Origin of the sequence: Rhodococcus sp. NPDC057135 (assembly GCF_042670865.1) — a bacterium.
In the GTDB taxonomy this organism is placed as follows: domain Bacteria; phylum Actinomycetota; class Actinomycetes; order Mycobacteriales; family Mycobacteriaceae; genus Rhodococcus_F.
On record NZ_JBHUUU010000005.1, the window covers coordinates 300,357 to 323,529 of the forward strand.

Below are 23,173 nucleotides of genomic sequence, written 5' to 3' on the forward strand. Positions count from 1 at the left end.
CAGCATGACGTGGGAGGGCCGGCCAGGCCCCGACCACAACTGAACCATTCACCACTGCACCAAGTAACTCATTGCAGTGATAAGTAAGGACAGAACAAATGGCAAAGCGCAGCAAGGCGTACCTCGCCGCCGCTGAGAAGATCGACGCAGACAAGCTCTACAGCCCGCTTCAGGCTGCAAAGCTCGCCAAGGAGACGTCGTCCACCAAGATGGATGCAACCGTTGAGGTTGCAGTTCGTCTGGGCGTCGACCCCCGTAAGGCTGACCAGATGGTCCGCGGAACGGTCAACCTGCCCCACGGCACCGGTAAGACCGCTCGCGTCATCGTGTTCGCTGTTGGCGAGAAGGCAGCAGAAGCAGAGGCTGCAGGCGCTGACGTAGTCGGTGCAGAAGACCTGATCGAGCGCATCCAGGGTGGATGGGTCGATTTCGACGCCGCAATCGCGACTCCTGATCAGATGGCCAAGGTCGGCCGCATCGCCCGTGTCCTCGGACCGCGTGGCCTGATGCCGAACCCGAAGACGGGCACCGTCACGGCGGATGTCACCAAGGCTGTCAACGACATCAAGGGCGGAAAGATCAACTTCCGCGTCGACAAGCAGGCCAACCTGCACTTCGTCATCGGCAAGGCATCGTTCGACGATGAGAAGCTGGTGGAGAACTACGGCGCAGCCCTGGACGAGATCCTGCGTGCGAAGCCCTCGTCGGCCAAGGGCCGCTACGTGAAGAAGATCACGGTCTCGACCACCACCGGTCCGGGCATCCCGGTGGATCCGAACCGTACTCGCAACCTCCTCGAGGATGCTGCAGACGCGTAAGCAGTCCGCATACGAACAAGAAGGCCGGCAGGGATCACTCCCTGCCGGCCTTCTTGTCTGTTTCGGGAGGGGAGTGATCCCCGCCGGTGGTATCGGTCCAGCGGTGGCATCATCGGGTGTATGCACGAAGCGTTCCAGTTCCTCGGAAATTTCTGGTGGCTGCTGTTCGTTTTCGGCGGCACCATCGGTGGGGCGCTGAAAGGTGTCGCGGTTGCCAACGAAAGGCGGATCGAGCGCCGGCAGGAGCGTTTCCGGCTCAAACAGCAGACCAAGGTCGCCATCGCCCAAGCCAACGCACAACATCACGCCGACGAGGACACACAGCGTCGCGAGCTGGCGAAAGCCGTCGAACAGCACGACGAAGTCGACGCAAGATGGTTCTCGTACGAGCTCGACCCGGTCACGCTGCTCGACACCCCGATGATGACGGACATGCGCGAGCCGTTGACCGCCGATTTTCATCGAGCCAAATATCGTGCCGATCTCCTCCGACCAGGCAATCCGGAGACGATGATCGGTAACCAGCAGGCACAAACCGAGTACCGCGAGTCGGTGCACGCTTACGCGATCGCCTTCGAAATCGCGGAAGCGGAAGCCAAGCGCCGCCGACGCAGCGGCTTCACCCTCGTCGAACAAGAGCGTCTGGTACGAGCGCAGCGTCTGTTGCGACTGGCCATGGACGAGGGCGCGACGCCGCAGGAACGTCAGAGCGCGTACAGGAAGGCCCACAAGGAACTCGAAGGACTGCTTGTCTTGCCGGATCGTGCTCGGGCGGAGATCGAACACAAGATCGCCAGGGCGATCGGCGCGTGACGAACCCGATTTGGTTATGCAGCGAGCAGTCAGGTAGTCTTCGACGCGGAGTTCAGTGCTGGATATGAACTTCACCCCAAAATCATGTTCTACCCAAGACCGTTGGTGATTGCACTCAGTGATGAGTGTGGTTGAAAGTCCGGGAGTGCCCGGCGGCCCACGTAGGTGAACGAGGTAGGGGGATAGCTTGATGTAGTGGTTCTACAGTTTGCCTGGTTATGCACTGCTTTGCGTTGCATCGTTACGCTGATTCGTAAGCCTCTTCTTCATGTTTCCTCTGTACGCCCCGTGCGCTTGCGCCGGGGCGTTTTGCATGTCGCGGGTTGTGTCTTCTCGGGTTCATCCCCGATGAGGTGCAGCGGTTCCTGAGTGGGACAACGACTGTCACGAGAGGAGGCGAAGTATGGCAAAGCCTGAGAAGGTTTCCGCAGTTGCGGAAATCACCGAGCAGTTCAAGGGTTCGACCGCCGCTGTGGTCACGGAATACCGTGGCCTTTCGGTTGGCAACATCACGACACTGCGACGCGCTCTCGGAGAAGGTGCCACCTACTCCGTCGCCAAGAACACCCTGGTCAAGCGTGCCGCCGCAGAGGCTGGCATCGAGGGCCTTGATGACCTGTTCGTTGGTCCGACCGCCATTGCATTCATCAAGGGCGAACCGGTCGACGCTGCGAAGGCTCTGAAGAACTTCGCTAAGGACAACAAGGCGCTCATCATCAAGGGCGGCTACATGGACGGCGCTGCGCTGTCCGTGGAAGAGGTCAACAAGATCGCGGATCTCGAATCCCGCGAAATCCTGTTGGCAAAGCTTGCCGGCGCGATGAAGGGCAACTTGGCAAAGGCCGCAGGCCTGTTCAATGCTCCCGCTTCGCAGTTTGCCCGTTTGGCTGCTGCACTGCAGGAGAAGAAGGCCGCAGAAGGCGGAGCCGCAGAGGCCCCCGCAGAGGCTGCCACCGAGGCTCCGGCCGAGGCCGAAGCCGAAAGCTGATCCGCACCCGCGCATCACTGCTATAACCCCGCCCGGTCGCGGATCAGCGACATGGGACTTACAGGAAGGACCGCCACAATGGCGAAGCTCAGCACCGAAGAGTTGTTGGACCAGTTCAAGGAGCTCACCCTCCTCGAGCTCTCGGAGTTCGTTAAGGCATTCGAGGAGACCTTCGAGGTCACCGCTGCTGCTCCCGTCGCCGTCGCCGCTGCAGGCGCACCGGCTGCCGGCGCAGAAGCTGCTGAAGAGCAGGACGAGTTCGACGTCGTCCTCGAGTCGGCTGGCGACAAGAAGATCCAGGTCATCAAGGTCGTCCGTGAGGTCGTTTCCGGCCTCGGCCTGAAGGAAGCCAAGGACCTCGTCGAGAGCGCTCCGAAGGCCATCCTCGAGAAGGTTGCCAAGGACGCCGCAGAGGCTGCCAAGGAAAAGCTCGAAGCTGCCGGCGCAAAGATCGTCATCAAGTAAGACGGTTTTCCCGCTGCTCTTCGCGAGTAGTAACGAAGAGGGCCACTCCCCACGGGGAGTGGCCCTCTTTTTTTGAACTTTTTTCGAGGGCGATATGTCGGAATCCATGCAGGTGGGAGGGGTGTCCGAACGAAGCTGTGACCTGAATTATGCTTCTTCCCTACTCGTTAGTAGTATTCGCAGTCACGGGTACCACTCCCATGCGATAGAGTGACCCAACCCACACGGGTGCATGCATGCAACGGACGTCGCGGAGGTAATGGTGGGAGTCGAGGTAGCGGTACAAGGACTGACAAAGTCTTTCGGGTCGCAGAGGATTTGGCAGGACGTGTCGTTGACACTTCCCGCGGGTGAGGTCAGTGCACTGCTCGGGCCTTCGGGTACCGGTAAGTCGGTGTTCCTGAAGTCCCTGATCGGACTGCTCCGCCCTGAACAAGGCTCCATCGTCATCGACGGCACGGACATCCTGCAGTGCTCCTCCAAGGAGCTCTACGAGATCCGCAAACTGTTCGGCGTTCTGTTCCAGGACGGCGCTCTGTTCGGCTCGATGAACTTGTACGACAACATCGCCTTCCCGCTTCGTGAGCACACCAAGAAGTCGGAATCCGATATTCGCAAGATCGTGATGGAGAAGTTGGACCTCACCGGTCTGGTCGGCGCCGAGGACAAGCTCCCCGGCGAGATCTCCGGCGGTATGCGCAAGCGTGCCGGTCTGGCGCGTGCACTCGTTCTCGACCCCGAGATCATCCTCGTCGACGAGCCGGACTCCGGTCTGGACCCGGTGCGTACGACGTACATCAGCCAGACCCTGATCGACATCAACGCGCAGTCCGACGCGACGATTCTGATCGTCTCGCACAACATCAACCTCGCGCGCACGGTGCCGGACAACATCGGCATGCTCTTCCGTCGCCAGTTGGTGATGTTCGGTCCTCGTGAGGTTCTGCTCACGTCGGACGAACCCGTCGTCAAGCAGTTCCTCAACGGAACGATGATCGGTCCGATCGGTATGTCGGAGGAGAAGGACGAGGCGCAGATGGCGCACGAGCAGGCGCTCGTCGACGCCGGTCACCACGCCGGTGGTGTCGATGACGTCGAGGGCATCGTGCCGCAGATGAAGGCCACCCCCGGAAACCCGGAGCGTCAGGCTGTTCGTCGTCGCCAGGAGCGCGTCCGTCAGATCATGCACACCCTCCCAGCTAACGCTCAGGCGGCAATTCAGGACAGCCTGGACGAGGTTGACGGAACTGGGCAGTACGATCCCCAGTACGCCGAAGCGAGCGGCTATCAGGGGGAGTGGAACGACAACTCGCAAGACACGCAGGTCATTCCTGCATACGAGGGCGATCCCTACGGAAACACGACACACGGGCAAGGGTAGGCATATCGGATGGGGGTTACCCGCAACTCGGTTCTGAGTCCGGTCAACGGAGCATTAACTCAGGCCGGAAACATCGTCGAACTGTTTGTCGACGTCGTCAGGAATACGTTCCGGCGTCCATTTCAGTTCCGTGAGTTCATCGAGCAGGCCTGGTTCATCGCCAGCGTGACGATTTTGCCGACGGCATTGGTAGCCATTCCTTTCGGCGCCGTCGTCTCACTGCAGACCGGTTCGCTGATCAAGCAGTTGGGTGCAGAATCGTTCACCGGCGCTGCCAGCGTCCTTGCGGTGATCCAGCAGGGTAGCCCTCTGGTGACAGCGTTGCTGGTCGCCGGAGCGGCCGGATCGGCCGTGACGGCCGACCTCGGTTCACGAACCATCCGCGAAGAGATCGACGCGATGGAAGTCCTCGGAATCAATCCGATTCAGCGCCTGGTGGTTCCGCGAGTACTCGCGATGGTGCTGATCGCTGTACTGCTCAACGGACTGGTGTCCGTGGTCGGTATCGCGGGTGGCTACTTCTTCAACGTGATCCTGCAGGGCGGTAACCCCGGTGCCTACATCTCGTCGTTCTCAGCTTTTGCGCAGCTACCGGACATTTGGAGCGGTGAGATCAAAGCCGCGGTGTTCGGTGTCATCGCAGGTGTGATCTCCGCGTACAAGGGACTTCACCCGTCCGGTGGCCCCAAGGGCGTCGGTGAGGCGGTGAACCAGGCCGTCGTCATCACGTTCCTGCTGTTGTTCTTCGCCAATCTGATTCTGACGATGGTGTACCTCCAGATCGTGCCGGCGAAGGGATCTTGACCTAAATGACCATCGCACGAGGCCGCGGCGATCAGTTCCTGCTGAAGAGCCGCAAAGTTGCCAAGATTCCATTGAACGCGTTGGACCGCGCGGGCGAGCAGATGTCGTTCTACGCGCGCGCAATCGCGTGGACTCCGCGCACCCTGCACCGGTACCGGAAGGAGACGCTTCGACTGCTCGCCGAAGTGACGTTCGGTAGTGGTGCGCTCGCAGTCATCGGCGGAACGATCGGCGTCATCGCGATGATGTCGGGATTCACCGGTGTCGTCGTGGGTTTGCAGGGCTTCGCCGCCCTCGAGCAGTTGGGTAGCTCGGTTCTGACCGGCTTCCTCTCCGCCTACGTCAACACCCGTGAGATCGCTCCGATCGTTGCCGCCCTTGCGCTCTCGGCCACGGTGGGTTGTGGATTCACCGCTCAGCTGGGCGCCATGCGAATCTCCGAGGAGATCGACGCACTCGAGGTCATGGCGGTGCCTTCGGTGCCCTTCCTGGTCACGACGCGCATGATCGCCGGCTTCGTCGCCGTCATCCCGCTGTACATCGTGGGTCTGCTTGCGGCGTACCTCGCCTCGAGAGTGATCAGTACGGTGTTCAACGGGCAGTCGACGGGCTCGTACGACCACTACTTCAACCTGTTCCTGCCACCGCAGGACGTGCTGTACTCGTTTGCGAAAGTCCTGGTCTTCGCCTTCGTGCTGATCCTGATCCACTGCTACTACGGTTTCCACGCCTCGGGTGGTCCCGCAGGCGTGGGCGTGGCCGTCGGCCGCGCTGTTCGCGCCGCCATCGTGACGATCGCCGTTCTCGACTTCTTCCTCAGCCTCGCAATCTGGGGCACCACGACGACAGTGAGGGTGGCCGGATGATCGAGGCTCCGTCAGTCCTGCGCCGCCGTGTGCTCGGACTCGTGTTCTTCGTGGTGTTGGCCTTGTTCCTGGCCTTCACCATCGGAACTTTCAACAAGACGTTCAAGGACGTCGTGAAGATCGACCTCGTGACCGACACCGTCGGAAATGCTTTGCCGCCCAACGCGGACGTCAAGGTCCGTGGGCTGCTGGTGGGCGAGGTGCGATCCGCGTCGACGAAAGACGGCCAGGTCACGTCGGTCCTCGCGATCGAACCGGACAAGGCTGATCTGATTCCGTCCAACGTCACGGCGCGTCTGCTTCCGAAGACGCTTTTCGGTGAGCGATACGTCTCCCTGATCATTCCGGAGGGAACCACCGCGACCCCGATTTCCGCGGGAACGGTGATCCACCAGGACAAGAGCGGCAACGCTGTCGAGGTCGGTGACGTTCTGGACGGGCTGCTCCCACTCCTGCAGGCCATTCCGCCGCAGGATCTGGCGAACACTCTCGGGTCCCTCGCTCAGGGCCTGACGGGACGCGGCGCCGAGCTCGGTTTGACCGTCGATCGTCTCGAAGAGATCTTCCGCGGCGTCAACACCGAACTACCTGCCGTGCAAGAGGATCTGCGCAAGTTCGCAGACTTCTCCCAGACGTACTCGGACGCTGCGCCCGACCTGATCAACGCTCTCGACAATCTGCGGACCACGGGTAACACGGTGGTGCAGAAGCAGGATCAGTTGCGGACACTGCTGGCGTCGCTCACGGCGACCTCGTCGAACACAGCAGCATTCCTCGAGACGAACTCGTCCTCGATCATCACGCTCGCTGCGGATTCGACCGAAGCGCTCCAGCTGTTGGCGCAATACTCGCCGACGTTCGGGTGCACGTTCAAGGGCTTCTCGGACACTGCTCCGGAAGCGGCCAAGATTCTCTCCACAGACGCGCCCAATCCCGGTGTGCGTGCGAGTATTCAGATCGTGAACCCCAAGGGCCGCTACCTGCCCAATCAGGACGAGCCCCGGCTCGTCGACAACCGCGGCCCGGTTTGCTACGACAACGTCACCGAGCCCGGTCGCCCGTTCCCGCAGTACCCCGGCGGGTCGTACGGTGACGGTTCCTACCAGGTGCCGTCCCGCAACCCAGGACCCGCGACCATGGAATTCCTGCCCGCGCCCGAGGGCTCCGGACCGCAGCTCTTCTCGACCAACAACAGTGGTCCTGCACAGCAGGCCGGCTACGCGGGCTCGCGACTCGAAGAGGATACGTTGAAGGTGATCTACGGACAGGCCAACGGTGTTGCGCCGGACGACGTTCCGGCGTGGACCACAATGGTCAGTGCTCCGGCATTCGCCGGTGCGGAGGTGAGCGTCCAATGAGAGGACTCGCAGCTCCGCTGACAAAGCTCATCATCTTCGTGGTGGTCACCGTCCTGGCGACAGGATTGCTGGCGGCCAGTATCGCCAACCTCGGCGGCGGTGGAGGCACCAAGTTCAACGCCGTCTTCTCCGACGTCACCTCGTTGAACGAGGGCGACGAGGTACGCATTGCCGGAGTTCGTGTCGGGCAGGTCGAGAAGATCGCCATCGTCAACGACAACCAGGCCGAGGTGCAGTTCTCGGTGTCCGACCGTGATTGGTTGCCGGCGAGTTCCATCGCCACGATCCGGTTCCGCAACCTGGTGGGGCAGCGGTACATCTCCCTTTCACAAGGCGAAGGTAGCCAGGGCAAGAAGATCACCGGCGGCGACACCTTGCCGTTGGCGCAGACGCGTCCGGCGGTCAATCTCACGACGCTTTTCAACGGGTTCAAGCCGTTGTTCACCACCCTGAGCGCAGACGACGTGAACAAGCTGTCGTACCAGATCATCCAGGTCTTCCAGGGTGAGTCGGGAACTATCAGTGAGCTCGTACGCAACACCGCGAGCCTGACCAACACCGTTGCCGACAAGGACGCTGTCATCGGCGCGGTGATCAAGAACCTCAACGACGTTCTCGACACCGTCAACGCGAATGACAAGAACCTCGATTCGCTGATCGTGAACACCCAGCAACTGGTCACCGGGTTGGCCAACGAGCGTGGTGTGGTCGGTTCGGCCGTCACCTCACTCGCCGGCCTGACCGACGCGACGGCCGATCTGCTCGAGCCGACGCGGCCGTCGATCCAGGGCTCGATTACGGCACTCAACACGTTGGCGACCACACTCAACCGTCGTAGTGACGACGTGAATGCGGTCCTCGAGACCTTGCCGGTCAAGCTCGACAAGCTCGCTCGCGTCGCGAGTTACGGTTCCTGGTTCCAGTTCTACCTGTGTGGAATCGACATCGTCGCCGGTCCCGGACAGTCTGCGTCGCTGAATCTGCCCACCGGCCTGCCGACGGTCAACCAGCCGATCTACACCAACGCGGCCACGCGATGCACTCAAGACGGTATGAGGGAGTTGCAAGGTCGATGAGTAAACGTCGCAGTCCGGCAATGGCCGGAGCCATCGGTATTTTCGTGGTGCTGTTGGCCACGTTGTCAGCCTTCTTCCTCGATTCGCTTCCGTTCGTGGGGGCAGGTTCGTCCTACTCCGCGGAGTTCTCCGAAGCCGCCGGGCTCAAGCCCGGCAACGAGGTTCGTATCGCCGGAGTGAAGGTCGGAAAGGTCACCTCCGTCGATCTCGACGGAGATCGCGTACTAGTCGATTTCAAGGTCAGCGACGCGTGGGTCGGCGATCAAACTTCGGCGTCCATCCAGATCAAGACGATTCTGGGGCAGAAGTACCTCGCACTCGATCCGCGCGGAACCGACAATCTCGATCCCAAGGACCGGATTCCGCTCGAGCGCACCACGTCTCCGTATGACGTCGTTCAGGCTTTCTCGGCCGCGGCGGACACAGTCGGCGACATCGACACCGACCAGTTGGCGAAGAGCATGGAGACGTTGTCCCAAGCCTTCTCCGAGACACCTGGCGACGTGCGAGCCTCGCTCGACGGTGTCAGCCGGTTGTCCCAGACGATCGCGAGCCGCGATCAGGACTTGCAGAAGCTCTTCGACGCGACCGGGAAGACGTCACAGATCCTTGCTGATCGCAACAAGGAATTCACGCAGCTCATCCGAGACGGCGGACTTCTGGTGCAGGAGCTCAACAATCGCCAGCAAGCGATTTCGCAGCTCCTTACCGGAACGCAGCGAGTCTCGCAGCAGCTCACCGGTCTCGTTCGTGACAACGAGGCGGCAATCGGGCCGGCGTTGACGCAGCTCAACGGCGTCATCGACATCTTGAAGGCCAACAACGAGAACTTGGACAAGGCACTGAAGCTCTACGAACCCTTCATTCGGCTGTACGCCAACGTGGTCGGCAACGGTCGCTGGTTCGACCAGGTCGTCGTGAACCTCCTTCCGCCGGGTCTGCCGGATATTCCGGGCTACCGTGACCCCGTTCGTACGTTGGGAGGCAACTGATGGCTGACACTGCCGAAGCCGGAAGCGGCTCCAAGAAGCGCTCGGTCGCGATCATCGCCGCTGTTCTGATCGGGCTACTCGTCATCGGTGGCGCGCTGTGGTGGGTGTTCACTCGCGCTGGAACGACCAAGATCACCGCCTACTTCGACAAGTCGGTGGGTATCTACGACGGCTCCGACGTTCGTGTTCTCGGTGTCAAGGTCGGCACCGTCGAATCCGTCGAACCTCAGGGAGATCAGGTCAAGGTCGAGTTGCGTGTCGATCGTGGGATCGACATCCCCGCCGGCGCCAGCGCCGCACAGATCACTCCTTCGGTGGTTGCCGACCGTTACATCCAGTTGACTCCGGTCTTCACCGGCGGCGACAAGATGGCCAGCGGTGCAGTCATTCCGCTCGAGAAGACGGCGACGCCCGTCGAGGTCGACCAGTTGTACTCCAGCATCGACGAACTCGCGTCGGCACTCGGTCCCGAAGGTGCCAACAAGAACGGTGCGCTGTCCGATTTCGTCGAGACCGGCGCGGCCAACCTCGAAGGTAACGGTGAAGCGTTGGGGGACAGCATCACCAACCTCTCGGATGCCGCACGGACGCTCAACGATTCGCGTGACAACATCTCGCTCACCATCAAGAACCTCGATACGTTCGTGGGTGCGCTCGCGGCCAACGATCAGCAGGTGCGTCAGTTCAACACTCAGTTGTCGGACCTGACCGGATTCTTGGCAGGTGAACGCGACGATCTCGGTGCCGCCCTGAACCAGCTGTCGATCGCACTCGGCGACGTCGCGAAGTTCGTGGCCGACAACCGCGATCAACTGGTCCAGACAACCGAGGGTCTTGTCGAACCGACACAGACATTGGCGAACAACAAGGAAGCCCTGGCTAATACGCTCACCATGCTTCCGTTGGCGATCTCCAACCTTGTCAACTCCTACGACGCCGAATCAGGTGTGCTGGCTTCACGTCTGGCGTTCCCTGATCTTCAGAACCCGGCCGGAGTGCTCTGCAAGTTGATGGACCTCGGCAAACTGTTGCCCGGTGATCCGCGGTTCGAGGCGTTGGGACGGCAGATGCAGCCGGCCATCGACCAATGTGCAAATGTCGCAGCGATGACCGACGCAGCCAATCAGGCTGCAGGCCTGAACCTTCCCTTCGGCATCCTTGCCGGTTCCGATCGGCAGATGCAGGTAGTTCCGGGCACTGTGCCCGGCGTCGTGTCACCGCGACTGACCAGTGGAAACGGGGAGGGCGAGTGAAGCGTTCATTGATAGTCGGCGCCGGATTGTGCGCTGTCCTGATCTCGGCAACCGCCTGCTCGTCCGAGGGTATCTACGCGGTCCCGCTTCCCGGCGGTCCTGATGTGGGCTCGGATCCGATGCACTTGACCATTCAGTTCGACGATGTCCTGGACCTTGTTCCGCAGTCTGCCGTGAAGGTCGACGGCGTTCCTGTCGGTCGCGTCGACGACGTGTCGGTCGGACCGGACGGATGGACAGCAGATGTCGGTATCATCCTCGACTCGTCGGTTGATCTGCCCGCCAATGCAATTGCCGCGGTCGAGCAGACGAACCTGCTCGGCGAGAAGTTCATCCAACTGTCAGCCCCGCCGTCAGGACCGGACTCTGCGAAGCTGGCCGACGGCGATCTGATTCCGCTCGATCGCACCCGGCACGCCACCGAAATCGAGCAGGTTCTCGGTGCGTTGTCGCTGCTCCTCAACGGCGGCGGTGTCGGCCAGTTGCAGCCCATCGTCGAAGAACTCGGGGCCGCGTTCGACGGCCGCGAAGGCAAGACGAGGAGTCTGCTGGAGCAGGCGAACACTCTCATCGGTGGACTCAACGAGCAGCGTGACGACATCACCCGCGCGCTCGACGGACTCGACGTGCTGTCGAGTCGAGTCAACGATCAGAACGAGAAGATCGGCAAGATTCTCGAGGAACTGCCCGTTGCGACACAGGTTCTCAACGAGCAGCGTCCGCAGTTGACGCAGATGCTCGCTCAGGTGGATCGACTCGGAACAGTGGGAACCGACGTTCTCACGCAGTCCAAAGACGATCTGATCGCTGATCTTCAGGCCCTTCGTCCGACGCTGCAGGCGCTTGCGGACTCCGGTGACGACTTCGTCGGGGCACTTCCTTTCCTCCCGACCTTCCCGTTCCCGGACGGTGTCGAGAAGATCGCGCAGGGTGGTTCCGTGAACCTCTTCCTGAGCGTCGACCTGCAGATCGGCAATACTCTCTCGGGTCTTGGTGTCGGACAGGGTGAACCGGAATACCGTCAGCCGAAGTTCGGCAATCCCAAGCCGGTGGTCGATCCGTCCAACCCGTACTACAACGGCAACGGTCCGCGGCCGGGTTGGCCGACGGTGTCACTGCTGCCGATCGCTCCGATCCTGCCGCAGATCCCCGTCGTCGCTGGTCTTCCCGCGACAACGGCCGGTGACCCGGCAACCCCCGCTCCGGCGGCGGATCCGCTCAACCCCATCCAGGGAATGCTGGAACAGTTCGGAATCGGTGGTGATGGACAGTGAGATCAGCTCTGGTCAAATGGCAGCTCGTCGGCTTTGTCTTGGTCGCGCTTCTGGGTCTCATCTACGTCGGTGCCAAGTACGTGCGTCTGGACAACCTCATGGGGTTCGGGCAGTACACGGTCAAGACCGAATTGGCCACGTCCGGTGGAATTTTCACCAACGCCGAAGTGACGTACCGCGGCGTTCCGGTCGGCCGAGTGGGCGACATGTCGTTGACCGAGGACGGAATTCAGGTCGACCTGAAGATCGACAACAGTGCTCCGGAGATTCCCTCGTCGGCCCGTGCCGTCGTGGCTAACCGCTCCGCCATCGGTGAGCAGTACGTCGACCTTCAGCCCGATACCGATCAGGGACCTTTCCTCGAGGACGGGTCGGTGATTGCGGTGGGGGACACCACAACTCCGATCCCGATCGAGGATGTGTTGACCAGTGCAAACGGCTTGGTCAAGTCCGTGCCGGTCGACGCTCTCCACACCGTCGCCGTCGAACTCGGTGCCGCGTTCAACGGCAAGGGTGAGGACATTCAGGTCCTGGCCGATTCGTTGTCCGGTCTCTCGCAGTCCGGTCTCGACACTCTGCCTCAGACACTCGCGCTGATTCGCAACAGCGAGACGGTACTGACGACGCAGTCGGATCAGTCCTCCGCGATCAAGCAGTTCAGTACCGATCTCGACGCTGTCACGGCGCAGTTGCGTACCAGCGACCCGGACATCCGACGTTTGATCGACAACGGCATTCCGGCCAGCGATCAGATCGGTGCCCTCATCAACGAGGGCGGTCCGAGCCTGACGACCGACCTGACAAATCTGGCGGCCACTACCAAGACGCTTGCGCCGCGAACGATCGCGCTGCAGCCGTTCCTGATCTTCCTTCCTGGCCTGGCCGCTGCCGCACCGACGGTTGCTCCGGGCGACGGAACGGTCCATCAGGGCTTGGTGCTCGAGACCAATAATCCGCTCTCGTGCACGGTGGGTTACGAAGGCACGATGGCGATCCTGGACGAGATGAAGCGTCAGAACCCCAACTTCGACGACACCCAGCAGGACTTCCCGCTCAACACCGCGGCGTCGTGTGAGGTGCCGTTGGGCAGCGAGACGGGTGTTCGCAGTGCCAACCGCGTGGTTTACGCCGATCCCGACACGATCCAGCCTTGGGACTTCAAGCCGAAGGTCGATCCGGACAAGTTGAACCTCAACCCGATCGCGACGCAGTTGGCGCCGATGCTCGGAGTGACACCGAAGTAGACCGATCCGAATGTGATCGAGTTTGTGCAGTTCAGGCTACTGAGTTGTGGCAGTTGACGATTCGCGGCCAGAGGCTGGGCAAAACAGGTAAGTAGGGTAGTGAGTGTGATTCAGAGAAACAGTTCCCCGCAGTCCGGCGGGCCCGAGCAAGTCGAAGCGGGAACGCCGACGACCGGCAAACCGAAGGGACTGACAGCGTCTCTGATTGCGGTCGGTGTCTTGCTTCTGGCGGCAGTGGTTGCGCTCGGTGTGTTCGGCGTCCCGTACGTTCGGGCGCTGACCACCGACCGCACCACCGCCGAGATGCGTGACGACGCGCTGATCGGTGCGCAGCAAGTCGCGATCAATCTCAACAACGCGGACTCGGCCAATCTCGACCAGTCGATCGAGAACATGCGTTCCTCGGTGACCGGTGACGAGATGACGACGTATCTGCAGACCGTTCAGGATTCGATCACCGACGAATTGCGTAACTCCGGCTCGAAGGCTGACACCGAGGTTGTGCAGTCCGCTCTGACCGAACTCAACACTGATGATCGGACCGCCACGGCTCTGGTCGTCGTTCGAGTGACCACGACGCAGGGCAACCAGTTCGTCAAGAACCAGCTCGGGATGCGGCTCGGAATGGTCGAGGTCGACGGGGTCTGGAAGGCGCAGTCGGCCGATCCGGTCGGATCGCGGGTCGACCTCGGCTCCGGCACTCTGCCGGCCGCCGACGGCTCCACGCCGGCACCTGATGCGACGCCCGCCCCCGGCTCGGGGACCGAGGCACCCGCATCCAGTGCTCCTGCACCGACAACCGAGGGCGGTGATTCCGGTGGCCAGTAGTTCTTCGAACCTGCACACCGACATCCCTCGAAGGAGAAGCGCGTAATGCCACCCAAACGTCGTACCGGCGGACCGTCCTCCCCACAGAACCGTCGGCCGAAGATCGCGGGAAGCGCTCGCTCGCTCAACGTCCCCGCGGGGACGTCCGATTCGGATCCGGTCGAGCCCACGAGCGAGCAGCCGGAAGCAACGACCCCGGAAGCAGCGACCCCGGAAGCAGTGACTCCGGAAGCAGTGACTCCCGAAGCAGCGACACAGAAAGCTGCGAAGCCGAACCTCGCGAAGGCGCAAGCCTCCAGTGCCGAGCCTGCGAAGCCTGCATCCGACGCCCCGGAATCCACACCAGGCCCGGATCTCACGAAGCCTGCGAAGACCGTCGCTGCCGAACCGAAGGCCGCTACCGAGGAGTCGAAGGCTCCCGCTGCCCCGGAGACGGACGCGGGGGAGTCGGCGACAACCTCCCCACCATCCAAGGCCGGCTGGCGCCTGGTCGCGATCCTGGGGGCAGCAGCGGTGATCGTCGCGATCCTCGCGGGCGTCGCCTTCTTCAAAGTCGGCGCGAAGACGGACGACATCGCCTGGGTGGACGAGGGCGCGACGGCTGAGGTTCTTCGCGTGACGCCGTCGGCGTTGGCCGCAGTCTTCACGTTCTCACCCGACACGTTCGACGCCGATTTCGACAAGGGCGTCCAGGGCCTGAATCAGTCGATGCGTGACCAACTGACGCAGTACAAGGACACGCAGAAGGCCGGCGTCGAACAAACGCAGACGGCAACGACCGCTGATGTCCCGCTGATCGGGATCACGCGACTCGAGAAGGACCGGGCGCAGTTGCTCGCCCAACTGAACGTCAGTTCGACGCAGAACGGCGTGGCGGCAGACTCTCGCTCCGGGATGGTCATCGTGAGCCTGGAGAAGCAGGACGGAAACTGGCTGATCTCGGAGATTCGCGACCAGTAGAACACCAGTAGCACCTGCGTACCAGCGCGAAGATCTGGACCGACGCACGATGTCGGTCCAGATTTTTCGTGTGTGACGCCGTTGCTCGCTACACTTCCGGTGGCAGTGTTCGAATGCAGGTGGCCAATGTTCGAATGCTGCGACACGCGCTCTCGCCCTTGACGGGGCGGTCCGCAAGGTCCACTCTGATCGGTGAACATGCACGGACGAGTGATCGGCAGTCTCACGTCAGTATCTGAATCAGACCCTCAGTTACACCCGACTCGACATTTCCTGAGTAAGGGTGTACTTTTGGACGTTGCGCTGGCTGCCTCCTGTCCACCCCTCGTCTCAACCGCTGCGAAGTCAAGTACTTCTTGCTTTCTGCGACGGGTTTCGTTCGGGTTGTAACCAGCGAAATTCGAAGCAGATACAGCGGCGGTCGCAACAGCACGGAGCGGCCCGCGTGAGGTGCTGGAAGGACGCATCTTGGCAGTCTCTAGCCAGACCAAGGCAGTTTCCGGAATCCCCGGAGCCCCGAAGAGGGTTTCGTTCGCGAAAGTTCGCGAACCCCTCGAAGTTCCCGGGCTTCTTGACGTACAGACAGATTCGTTCGAGTGGCTGATCGGCGCGCAGAGTTGGCGCGAACGAGCAGCTGCACTCGGCGACAATGCAGTGTCCGGTGGTCTCGAGGACATCCTCGCGGAGCTTTCTCCGATCGAGGATTTCAACGGCACTATGTCGCTGTCCTTCTCCGACCCTCGATTCGACGAGGTCAAGGCCTCGACGGACGAGTGCAAAGACAAGGACATGACCTACGCGGCGCCGTTGTTCGTCACCGCGGAGTTCATCAACAACAACACTGGTGAGATCAAGAGCCAGACGGTCTTCATGGGAGATTTCCCGATGATGACCGACAAGGGCACCTTCATCATCAACGGCACCGAGCGAGTGGTCGTCTCGCAGCTCGTGCGTTCCCCCGGTGTGTACTTCGACATGAGCGTCGACAAGAGCACCGAGAAGGATCTGCACAGCGTCAAGGTGATCCCGGGTCGCGGCGCATGGCTCGAGTTCGACGTCGACAAGCGCGACACCGTTGGTGTCCGCATCGATCGCAAGCGTCGTCAGCCTGTCACCGTCCTGCTCAAGGCACTCGGCTGGACCACCGAGCAGATCACGGAGCGCTTCGGCTTCTCCGAGATCCTCATGGCCACGCTGGAGAAGGACAACACCGCCGGCACCGATGAGGCGTTGCTCGACATCTACCGCAAGCTGCGTCCGGGCGAGCCCCCCACCAAGGAGAGCGCGCAGACTCTGCTGGAGAACCTGTTCTTCAAGGACAAGCGCTACGACCTCGCTCGCGTGGGTCGTTACAAGATCAACAAGAAGCTCGGCCTGAACGCGGGTCAGCCGATCGTTGCATCCACGCTCACCGAAGAAGACATCGTCGCCACCGTCGAGTACCTCGTGCGTCTGCACGCAGGTGACACCTCGATGACGGCTCCGGGCGGCGTCGAGGTTCCCGTCGAGGTCGACGACATCGACCACTTCGGCAACCGTCGTCTGCGTACGGTCGGCGAGCTCATCCAGAACCAGATCCGCGTGGGCCTGTCCCGCATGGAGCGCGTGGTTCGTGAGCGCATGACCACGCAGGACGTCGAGGCAATCACGCCTCAGACGCTGATCAACATCCGTCCCGTCGTCGCTGCGATCAGGGAGTTCTTCGGAACCTCCCAGCTGTCGCAGTTCATGGATCAGAACAACCCGCTGTCGGGGCTGACGCACAAGCGTCGTCTGTCCGCCCTCGGCCCGGGTGGTCTGTCCCGTGAGCGCGCCGGCCTCGAGGTTCGCGACGTTCACCCGTCGCACTACGGCCGCATGTGCCCGATCGAGACCCCGGAAGGCCCGAACATCGGCCTGATCGGTTCGCTGTCGGTCTACGCACGCGTCAACCCGTTCGGTTTCATCGAGACCCCGTACCGTCGCGTCGTCGACGGACAGGTGACCGATGACGTCGACTACCTGACCGCCGACGAAGAAGACCGCCACGTGGTCGCGCAGGCCAACTCGGCCATCGACCGTGAGGGTCGCTTCACCGACTCGAAGATTCTCGTCCGCCGTAAGGGTGGCGAGGTCGAGTTCGTCGCGTCCTCCGATATCGACTACATGGACGTTTCGCCGCGTCAGATGGTGTCCGTCGCTACCGCGATGATTCCGTTCCTCGAGCACGACGATGCAAACCGTGCCCTGATGGGCGCGAACATGCAGCGTCAGGCTGTCCCGCTGGTTCGCAGCGAGGCGCCTCTCGTCGGTACCGGCATGGAGCTGCGTGCAGCTGTGGATGCCGGCGACGTCATCATCACCGAGAAGACCGGTGTCGTGGAGGAGATCTCCGCGGACTACGTCACGGTGATGGCTGACGACGGAAGCCGCAAGACGTACCGGATGCGCAAGTTCGCGCGTTCCAACCAGGGCACGTGCGCCAACCAGCGTCCGATCGTGGACGAGGGACAGCGTGTCGAGGCCGGCCAGGTTCTGGCCGACGGCCCTTGCACCGAGAACGGTGAGATGGCGCTGGGCAAGAACTTGCTCGTCGCGATCATGCCGTGGGAAGGCCACAACTACGAGGACGCGATCATTCTGTCGCAGCGTCTCGTGGAAGAGGACGTCCTGACCTCGATTCACATCGAGGAGCACGAGATCGATGCCCGCGACACCAAGCTCGGTGCCGAGGAAATCACTCGCGACATCCCGAACGTCTCCGACGAGGTCCTCGCCGACCTCGACGAGCGCGGCATCATCCGTATCGGTGCCGAGGTTCGTGACGGCGACGTGCTGGTCGGAAAGGTCACGCCGAAGGGCGAGACCGAGCTGACCCCCGAAGAGCGCCTCCTTCGCGCCATCTTCGGTGAGAAGGCTCGCGAGGTTCGTGACACGTCCCTCAAGGTTCCTCACGGTGAGACCGGCAAGGTCATCGGAATCCGCGTGTTCTCGCGTGACGAAGACGACGATCTGCCTCCCGGTGTCAACGAGCTGGTCCGCGTCTACGTGGCACAGAAGCGCAAGATCCAGGACGGCGACAAGCTCGCCGGCCGCCACGGTAACAAGGGCGTCATCGGCAAGATCCTGCCGCAGGAAGACATGCCGTTCCTCTCGGACGGCACGCCTGTCGACATCATCTTGAACACGCACGGCGTCCCGCGTCGTATGAACATCGGTCAGGTCTTGGAGACCCACCTCGGGTGGATCGGCAAGACCGGCTGGAACGTTCAGATCGCGTCCGACGGCTCTCGTCCCGACTGGGCTGCGACCCTGCCGGAAGAGATGCTGTCCGCTCCGGCCGACTCGAACATCGCCACCCCGGTGTTCGACGGTGCGAAGGAAGACGAGCTCACCGGTCTCCTCGGCGCGACGCTGCCGAACCGTGACGGCGAGCAGATGGTCGGACCCGACGGAAAGGCCACCTTGTTCGACGGCCGCTCCGGCGAGCCGTTCCCGTACCCGGTCTCGGTCGGTTACATGTACATCATCAAGCTGCACCACTTGGTCGACGACAAGATCCACGCTCGTTCGACCGGTCCGTACTCGATGATCACGCAGCAGCCTCTCGGTGGTAAGGCCCAGTTCGGTGGCCAGCGCTTCGGTGAGATGGAGTGCTGGGCGATGCAGGCCTACGGCGCGGCTTACACGCTGCAGGAACTGCTGACCATCAAGTCGGACGACGTGGTCGGTCGAGTCAAGGTGTACGAAGCCATCGTCAAGGGCGAGAACATCCCCGAACCCGGCATCCCCGAGTCGTTCAAGGTGCTCCTCAAGGAGCTCCAGTCGCTCTGCCTCAACGTGGAGGTGCTGTCCTCGGACGGCGCGGCCATCACGATGGCGGACGGCGACGACGAGGACTTGGAGCGGGCCGCAGCGAACCTGGGCATCAACCTGTCCAGGAACGAAGCTGCGACGGTCGACGACCTCGCGAACTAGGTTTCGGTCCCCGGGTTGCTCTTCGAAAGAGCGGCCCGGGGGCGTAGTTCACATTTGAATTGGCAGTCAGGTTGCCGGGTGACCGGCAACCGTAACCCCAACGGGGAAAGGAAGTTACGTGCTCGACGTCAACTTCTTCGATGAACTCCGCATTGGCTTGGCCAGTGCAGAGGACATCCGCAATTGGTCCTACGGCGAGGTCAAGAAGCCGGAGACCATCAACTACCGCACGCTCAAGCCCGAGAAGGACGGCCTCTTCTGCGAGAAGATCTTCGGCCCCACCCGGGACTGGGAGTGCTACTGCGGTAAGTACAAGCGTGTCCGCTTCAAGGGCATCATCTGTGAGCGCTGTGGCGTCGAGGTCACTCGCGCCAAGGTTCGTCGTGAGCGTATGGGTCACATCGAACTGGCCGCACCGGTCACGCACATCTGGTACTTCAAGGGTGTTCCGAGCCGTCTCGGTTACCTGCTCGACCTGGCTCCGAAGGATCTCGAAAAGATCATCTACTTCGCTGCCTACGTCATCGTCGGCGTCGACGAGGAGCTCCGTCACAACGAGCTGTCCACCCTCGAAGCCGAGATGCAGGTCGAGAAGAAGACCGTCGCAGATCAGCGCGACGCCGATCTCGAGGCACGTGCGCAGAAGCTCGAAGCCGACATCGCGGAGCTCGAGGCAGAGGGCGCGAAGTCCGATGTCCGCCGCAAGGTCAAGGACGGCGGCGAGCGCGAAATGCGTCAGCTCCGTGACCGCGCGCAGCGTGAGCTGGATCGTCTCGACGAGATCTGGACCACCTTCACCAAGCTGAGCGTCAAGCAGCTCATCATCGACGAGCTGCTGTACCGCGAGCTGGTCGACCGTTACGGCGAGTACTTCACGGGTGCGATGGGCGCAGAGTCCATCCAGATCCTGATGCAGAACTTCGACCTCGACGCCGAGGCAGAGTCTCTTCGCGAGACCATCCGCAGCGGCAAGGGCCAGAAGAAGCTGCGTGCTCTCAAGCGCCTCAAGGTGGTTGCGGCTTTCCAGACCAACGGCAACTCGCCGATGGGCATGGTCCTCAACGCTGTTCCGGTGATCCCGCCGGAGCTTCGCCCGATGGTTCAGCTCGACGGTGGACGTTTCGCGACGTCCGACCTCAACGACCTGTACCGCCGCGTCATCAACCGCAACAACCGCCTCAAGCGATTGATCGACCTCGGTGCTCCCGAGATCATCGTCAACAACGAGAAGCGGATGCTGCAGGAGTCGGTCGACGCCCTGTTCGACAACGGTCGTCGTGGACGTCCGGTCACCGGACCGGGTAACCGCCCGCTGAAGTCCCTGAGCGATCTGCTCAAGGGCAAGCAGGGTCGTTTCCGTCAGAACCTGCTCGGTAAGCGCGTCGACTACTCGGGTCGTTCCGTGATCGTCGTCGGTCCTCAGCTCAAGCTGCACCAGTGTGGTCTGCCCAAGCTGATGGCTCTCGAGCTGTTCAAGCCGTTCGTGATGAAGCGTCTGGTCGATCTGAACCACGCGCAGAACATCAAGTCGGCAAAGCGCATGGTCGAGCGCAAGCGCGTCCAGGTGTGGGACGTCCTCGAAGAGGTCATCGCCGAGCACCCCGTGCTGCTCAACCGTGCACCTACGCTGCACCGTCTGGGTATCCAGGCATTCGAGCCGCAGCTCGTCGAGGGTAAGGCCATTCAGCTCCACCCGCTGGTGTGTGAGGCCTTCAACGCCGACTTCGACGGTGACCAGATGGCTGTTCACCTCCCGCTGTCGGCAGAGGCTCAGGCCGAGGCACGCATCCTGATGCTGTCCTCGAACAACATCCTCTCGCCTGCTTCGGGTCGCCCGCTCGCCATGCCGCGTCTGGACATGGTCACGGGTCTGTTCCACCTCACCCGTCTCGACGAGGGTGTCACCGGTGAGCTCATTGCTCCGACCAACGACGAGGCAGAGCAGGGCGTGTACTCCTCGCCCGCCGAGGCTCAGATGGCGGTCGACCGCGGCGCTCTCTCGGTGCAGGCTCAGATCAAGGTGCGTCTGACGCAGCAGCGTCCGCCGCGCGACCTCGAGAACGAACTGTTCCCCGAGGGCTGGAACTACGGTGACGGTTGGACCGCCACCACGACACTCGGCCGTGTGCTCTTCAACGAGCTGCTTCCGGCGGACTACCCGTTCGTCAACGAGCAGATGCCGAAGAAGCGCCAGGCGACGATCATCAACGATCTCGCCGAGCGGTACCCGATGATCGTGGTTGCACAGACCGTCGACAAGCTCAAGGACGTCGGGTTCTACTGGGCCACCCGTTCGGGTGTCACGGTCTCGATTTCCGACGTGCTCGTGCCGCCGGAGAAGCCTGCCATCATCGAGGACTTCGAGGCTCAGGCCGACAAGATCGAGAAGCAGTACCAGCGTGGTGCTTTGGACAAGAAGGAGCGCAACAGCGCTCTGGTCACCATTTGGCAGGAAGCGACCGACAAGGTCGGCAAGGCCATGGAGGCTCACTTCCCCGACAGCAACCCGATCCCGATGATCGTGAAGTCCGGCGCAGCCGGCAACATGACTCAGGTTCGCTCGCTCGCCGGTATGAAGGGTCTGGTGACAAACCCGAAGGGTGAGTTCATCCCGCGTCCGATCAAGTCTTCCTTCAAGGAAGGCCTGACCGTTCTCGAGTACTTCATCAACACGCACGGTGCTCGTAAGGGTCTGGCCGATACCGCACTCCGCACCGCCGACTCGGGTTACCTGACCCGTCGTCTGGTGGACGTTTCGCAGGACGTCATCGTCCGCGAGGTCGACTGTGGAACAGAGCGCGGCATCGTCACCACGATCGCCGAGAAGCAGGCCGACGGCACGATGATCCGCGATGCTCACGTGGAGACCAGCACGTACGCCCGTACCTTGGCGGCCGATGCAGTCGACGCGAACGGCACCGTCATCGTCGAGCGTGGCCACGATCTCGGTGACCCCGCGATCGATGCTCTGCTCGAGGCCGGCATCACGACGGTCAAGGTCCGCTCGGTCCTGACCTGCACCACCGGCACCGGCGTTTGCGCCACTTGCTACGGCCGCTCGATGGCCACCGGCAAGCTGGTCGACATCGGTGAGGCTGTCGGTATCGTCGCCGCTCAGTCGATCGGTGAGCCCGGTACCCAGCTGACCATGCGTACCTTCCACCAGGGTGGTGTCGCAGGAGATGACATCACCGGCGGTCTGCCGCGTGTCCAGGAGCTGTTCGAGGCACGTGTGCCCAAGGGCAAGGCTCCTATCGCGGACGTCACCGGTCGGGTACAGCTCGAAGACGGCGATCGTTTCTACAAGATCACCATCGTTCCGGACGACGGCGGCGAAGAGGTTGTCTACGACAAGCTCAGCAAGCGTCAGCGTCTGCGCGTCTTCAAGCATGCAGACGGTCGCGAAAGCCTCTTGGCTGACGGTGACCACGTCGAGGTCGGACAGCAGCTCATGGAAGGTGCTGCCGATCCCCACGAGGTCCTGCGAGTCATGGGTCCGCGTCAGGTTCAGATCCACTTGGTCAACGAGGTCCAGGAGGTGTACCGGAGCCAGGGTGTGTCGATCCACGACAAGCACATCGAGGTCATCGTGCGCCAGATGCTTCGTCGCGTGACGATCATCGATTCCGGTGCCACCGAGTTCCTGCCCGGTTCGCTCACCGAGCGCGCCGAGTTCGAGTCGGCAAACCGCCGCGTTGTCGCCGAGGGTGGCGAGCCCGCAGCCGGCCGTCCGGTGCTCATGGGTATCACGAAGGCGTCGCTCGCGACGGATTCGTGGCTGTCCGCGGCATCGTTCCAGGAGACCACTCGTGTCTTGACCGACGCGGCTATCAACTGCCGCTCGGACAAGCTGATCGGTCTGAAGGAAAATGTCATCATCGGCAAGCTGATCCCTGCCGGTACCGGTATCAACCGTTACCGCAACATTCAGGTTCAGCCCACCGAAGAGGCACGCGCCGCTGCTTACGCAGTGCCGTCGTACGACGACCAGTACTACAGCCCGGACGGCTTCGGCCAGAACACCGGTGCTGCAGTTCCGCTGGACGACTACGGCTTCAGCAACGACTACCGCTAAGCGCTAGGTCGTGAGAAATCC

At 62.1% G+C, this 23,173-nt stretch carries 17 protein-coding genes; all 17 read left to right on the top strand.

Features of this window, described 5'->3' with window-relative positions:
• The first annotated feature begins 98 nt into the window (after nt 1-98).
• Complete coding sequence (rplA, locus tag ACFT1A_RS12245) at nt 99-818, top strand: 50S ribosomal protein L1 (protein ID WP_003941982.1); 720 nt, start codon at nt 99-101, stop codon at nt 816-818.
• Between the two features lie 120 nt (nt 819-938).
• Nucleotides 939-1,631, top strand: coding sequence for a hypothetical protein (locus ACFT1A_RS12250; RefSeq protein ID WP_378447179.1), 693 nt, complete (start codon nt 939-941; stop codon nt 1,629-1,631).
• Between the two features lie 403 nt (nt 1,632-2,034).
• Nucleotides 2,035-2,619 carry a 50S ribosomal protein L10 gene (gene rplJ / locus ACFT1A_RS12255; RefSeq protein ID WP_378447180.1) on the top strand — a complete coding sequence of 195 codons (585 nt, stop codon included), beginning with the start codon at nt 2,035-2,037 and terminating at the stop codon, nt 2,617-2,619.
• Nucleotides 2,620-2,697: 78 nt separating this feature from the next.
• Nucleotides 2,698-3,084, top strand: a complete 387-nt coding sequence (gene rplL / locus ACFT1A_RS12260) for a 50S ribosomal protein L7/L12 (RefSeq protein WP_003941857.1) — start codon at nt 2,698-2,700, stop codon at nt 3,082-3,084.
• Nucleotides 3,085-3,343: 259 nt separating this feature from the next.
• On the top strand, nt 3,344-4,465 hold the full coding sequence (locus tag ACFT1A_RS12265) for an ABC transporter ATP-binding protein (protein WP_007728450.1): 1,122 nt from the start codon (nt 3,344-3,346) through the stop codon (nt 4,463-4,465).
• Nucleotides 4,466-4,474: 9 nt separating this feature from the next.
• The gene (locus tag ACFT1A_RS12270) at nt 4,475-5,269 is read left to right on the top strand and encodes an ABC transporter permease (protein WP_003942038.1); all 795 of its coding nucleotides are present in this window, start codon (nt 4,475-4,477) and stop codon (nt 5,267-5,269) included.
• A gap of 5 nt (nt 5,270-5,274) precedes the next feature.
• Entirely contained in the window at nt 5,275-6,135 is an 861-nt protein-coding gene (locus ACFT1A_RS12275; RefSeq protein WP_230812149.1) for an ABC transporter permease, read from the top strand.
• Nucleotides 6,132-7,493 carry an MCE family protein gene (locus ACFT1A_RS12280; protein WP_378447181.1) on the top strand — a complete coding sequence of 454 codons (1,362 nt, stop codon included), beginning with the start codon at nt 6,132-6,134 and terminating at the stop codon, nt 7,491-7,493. Before ACFT1A_RS12275 ends, ACFT1A_RS12280 begins: the two co-directional genes overlap by 4 nt.
• Nucleotides 7,490-8,569 carry an MCE family protein gene (locus ACFT1A_RS12285; protein ID WP_378447182.1) on the top strand — a complete coding sequence of 360 codons (1,080 nt, stop codon included), beginning with the start codon at nt 7,490-7,492 and terminating at the stop codon, nt 8,567-8,569. Before ACFT1A_RS12280 ends, ACFT1A_RS12285 begins: the two co-directional genes overlap by 4 nt.
• On the top strand, nt 8,566-9,561 hold the full coding sequence (locus ACFT1A_RS12290; protein WP_230812152.1) for an MCE family protein: 996 nt from the start codon (nt 8,566-8,568) through the stop codon (nt 9,559-9,561). The genes ACFT1A_RS12285 and ACFT1A_RS12290 overlap by 4 nt, the downstream gene beginning before the upstream one ends.
• Entirely contained in the window at nt 9,561-10,814 is a 1,254-nt protein-coding gene (locus ACFT1A_RS12295; RefSeq protein WP_378447183.1) for an MCE family protein, read from the top strand. The genes ACFT1A_RS12290 and ACFT1A_RS12295 overlap by 1 nt, the downstream gene beginning before the upstream one ends.
• Nucleotides 10,811-12,088 carry an MCE family protein gene (locus ACFT1A_RS12300; protein ID WP_378447184.1) on the top strand — a complete coding sequence of 426 codons (1,278 nt, stop codon included), beginning with the start codon at nt 10,811-10,813 and terminating at the stop codon, nt 12,086-12,088. The genes ACFT1A_RS12295 and ACFT1A_RS12300 overlap by 4 nt, the downstream gene beginning before the upstream one ends.
• The gene (locus tag ACFT1A_RS12305; RefSeq protein ID WP_378447185.1) at nt 12,085-13,332 is read left to right on the top strand and encodes an MCE family protein; all 1,248 of its coding nucleotides are present in this window, start codon (nt 12,085-12,087) and stop codon (nt 13,330-13,332) included. Before ACFT1A_RS12300 ends, ACFT1A_RS12305 begins: the two co-directional genes overlap by 4 nt.
• 99 nt (nt 13,333-13,431) lie before the next feature.
• The gene (locus ACFT1A_RS12310; RefSeq protein ID WP_308251467.1) at nt 13,432-14,160 is read left to right on the top strand and encodes a hypothetical protein; all 729 of its coding nucleotides are present in this window, start codon (nt 13,432-13,434) and stop codon (nt 14,158-14,160) included.
• A 45-nt stretch (nt 14,161-14,205) separates the two neighbouring features.
• Nucleotides 14,206-15,120: a hypothetical protein gene (locus tag ACFT1A_RS12315; RefSeq protein WP_378447186.1), complete on the top strand. Its 915-nt coding sequence runs from the start codon at nt 14,206-14,208 to the stop codon at nt 15,118-15,120.
• A gap of 450 nt (nt 15,121-15,570) precedes the next feature.
• Nucleotides 15,571-19,077, top strand: a complete 3,507-nt coding sequence (rpoB, locus tag ACFT1A_RS12320) for a DNA-directed RNA polymerase subunit beta (protein WP_378447187.1) — start codon at nt 15,571-15,573, stop codon at nt 19,075-19,077.
• A 118-nt stretch (nt 19,078-19,195) separates the two neighbouring features.
• Nucleotides 19,196-23,152 carry a DNA-directed RNA polymerase subunit beta' gene (locus tag ACFT1A_RS12325; RefSeq protein WP_378447188.1) on the top strand — a complete coding sequence of 1,319 codons (3,957 nt, stop codon included), beginning with the start codon at nt 19,196-19,198 and terminating at the stop codon, nt 23,150-23,152.
• Nucleotides 23,153-23,173 lie beyond the last annotated feature (21 nt).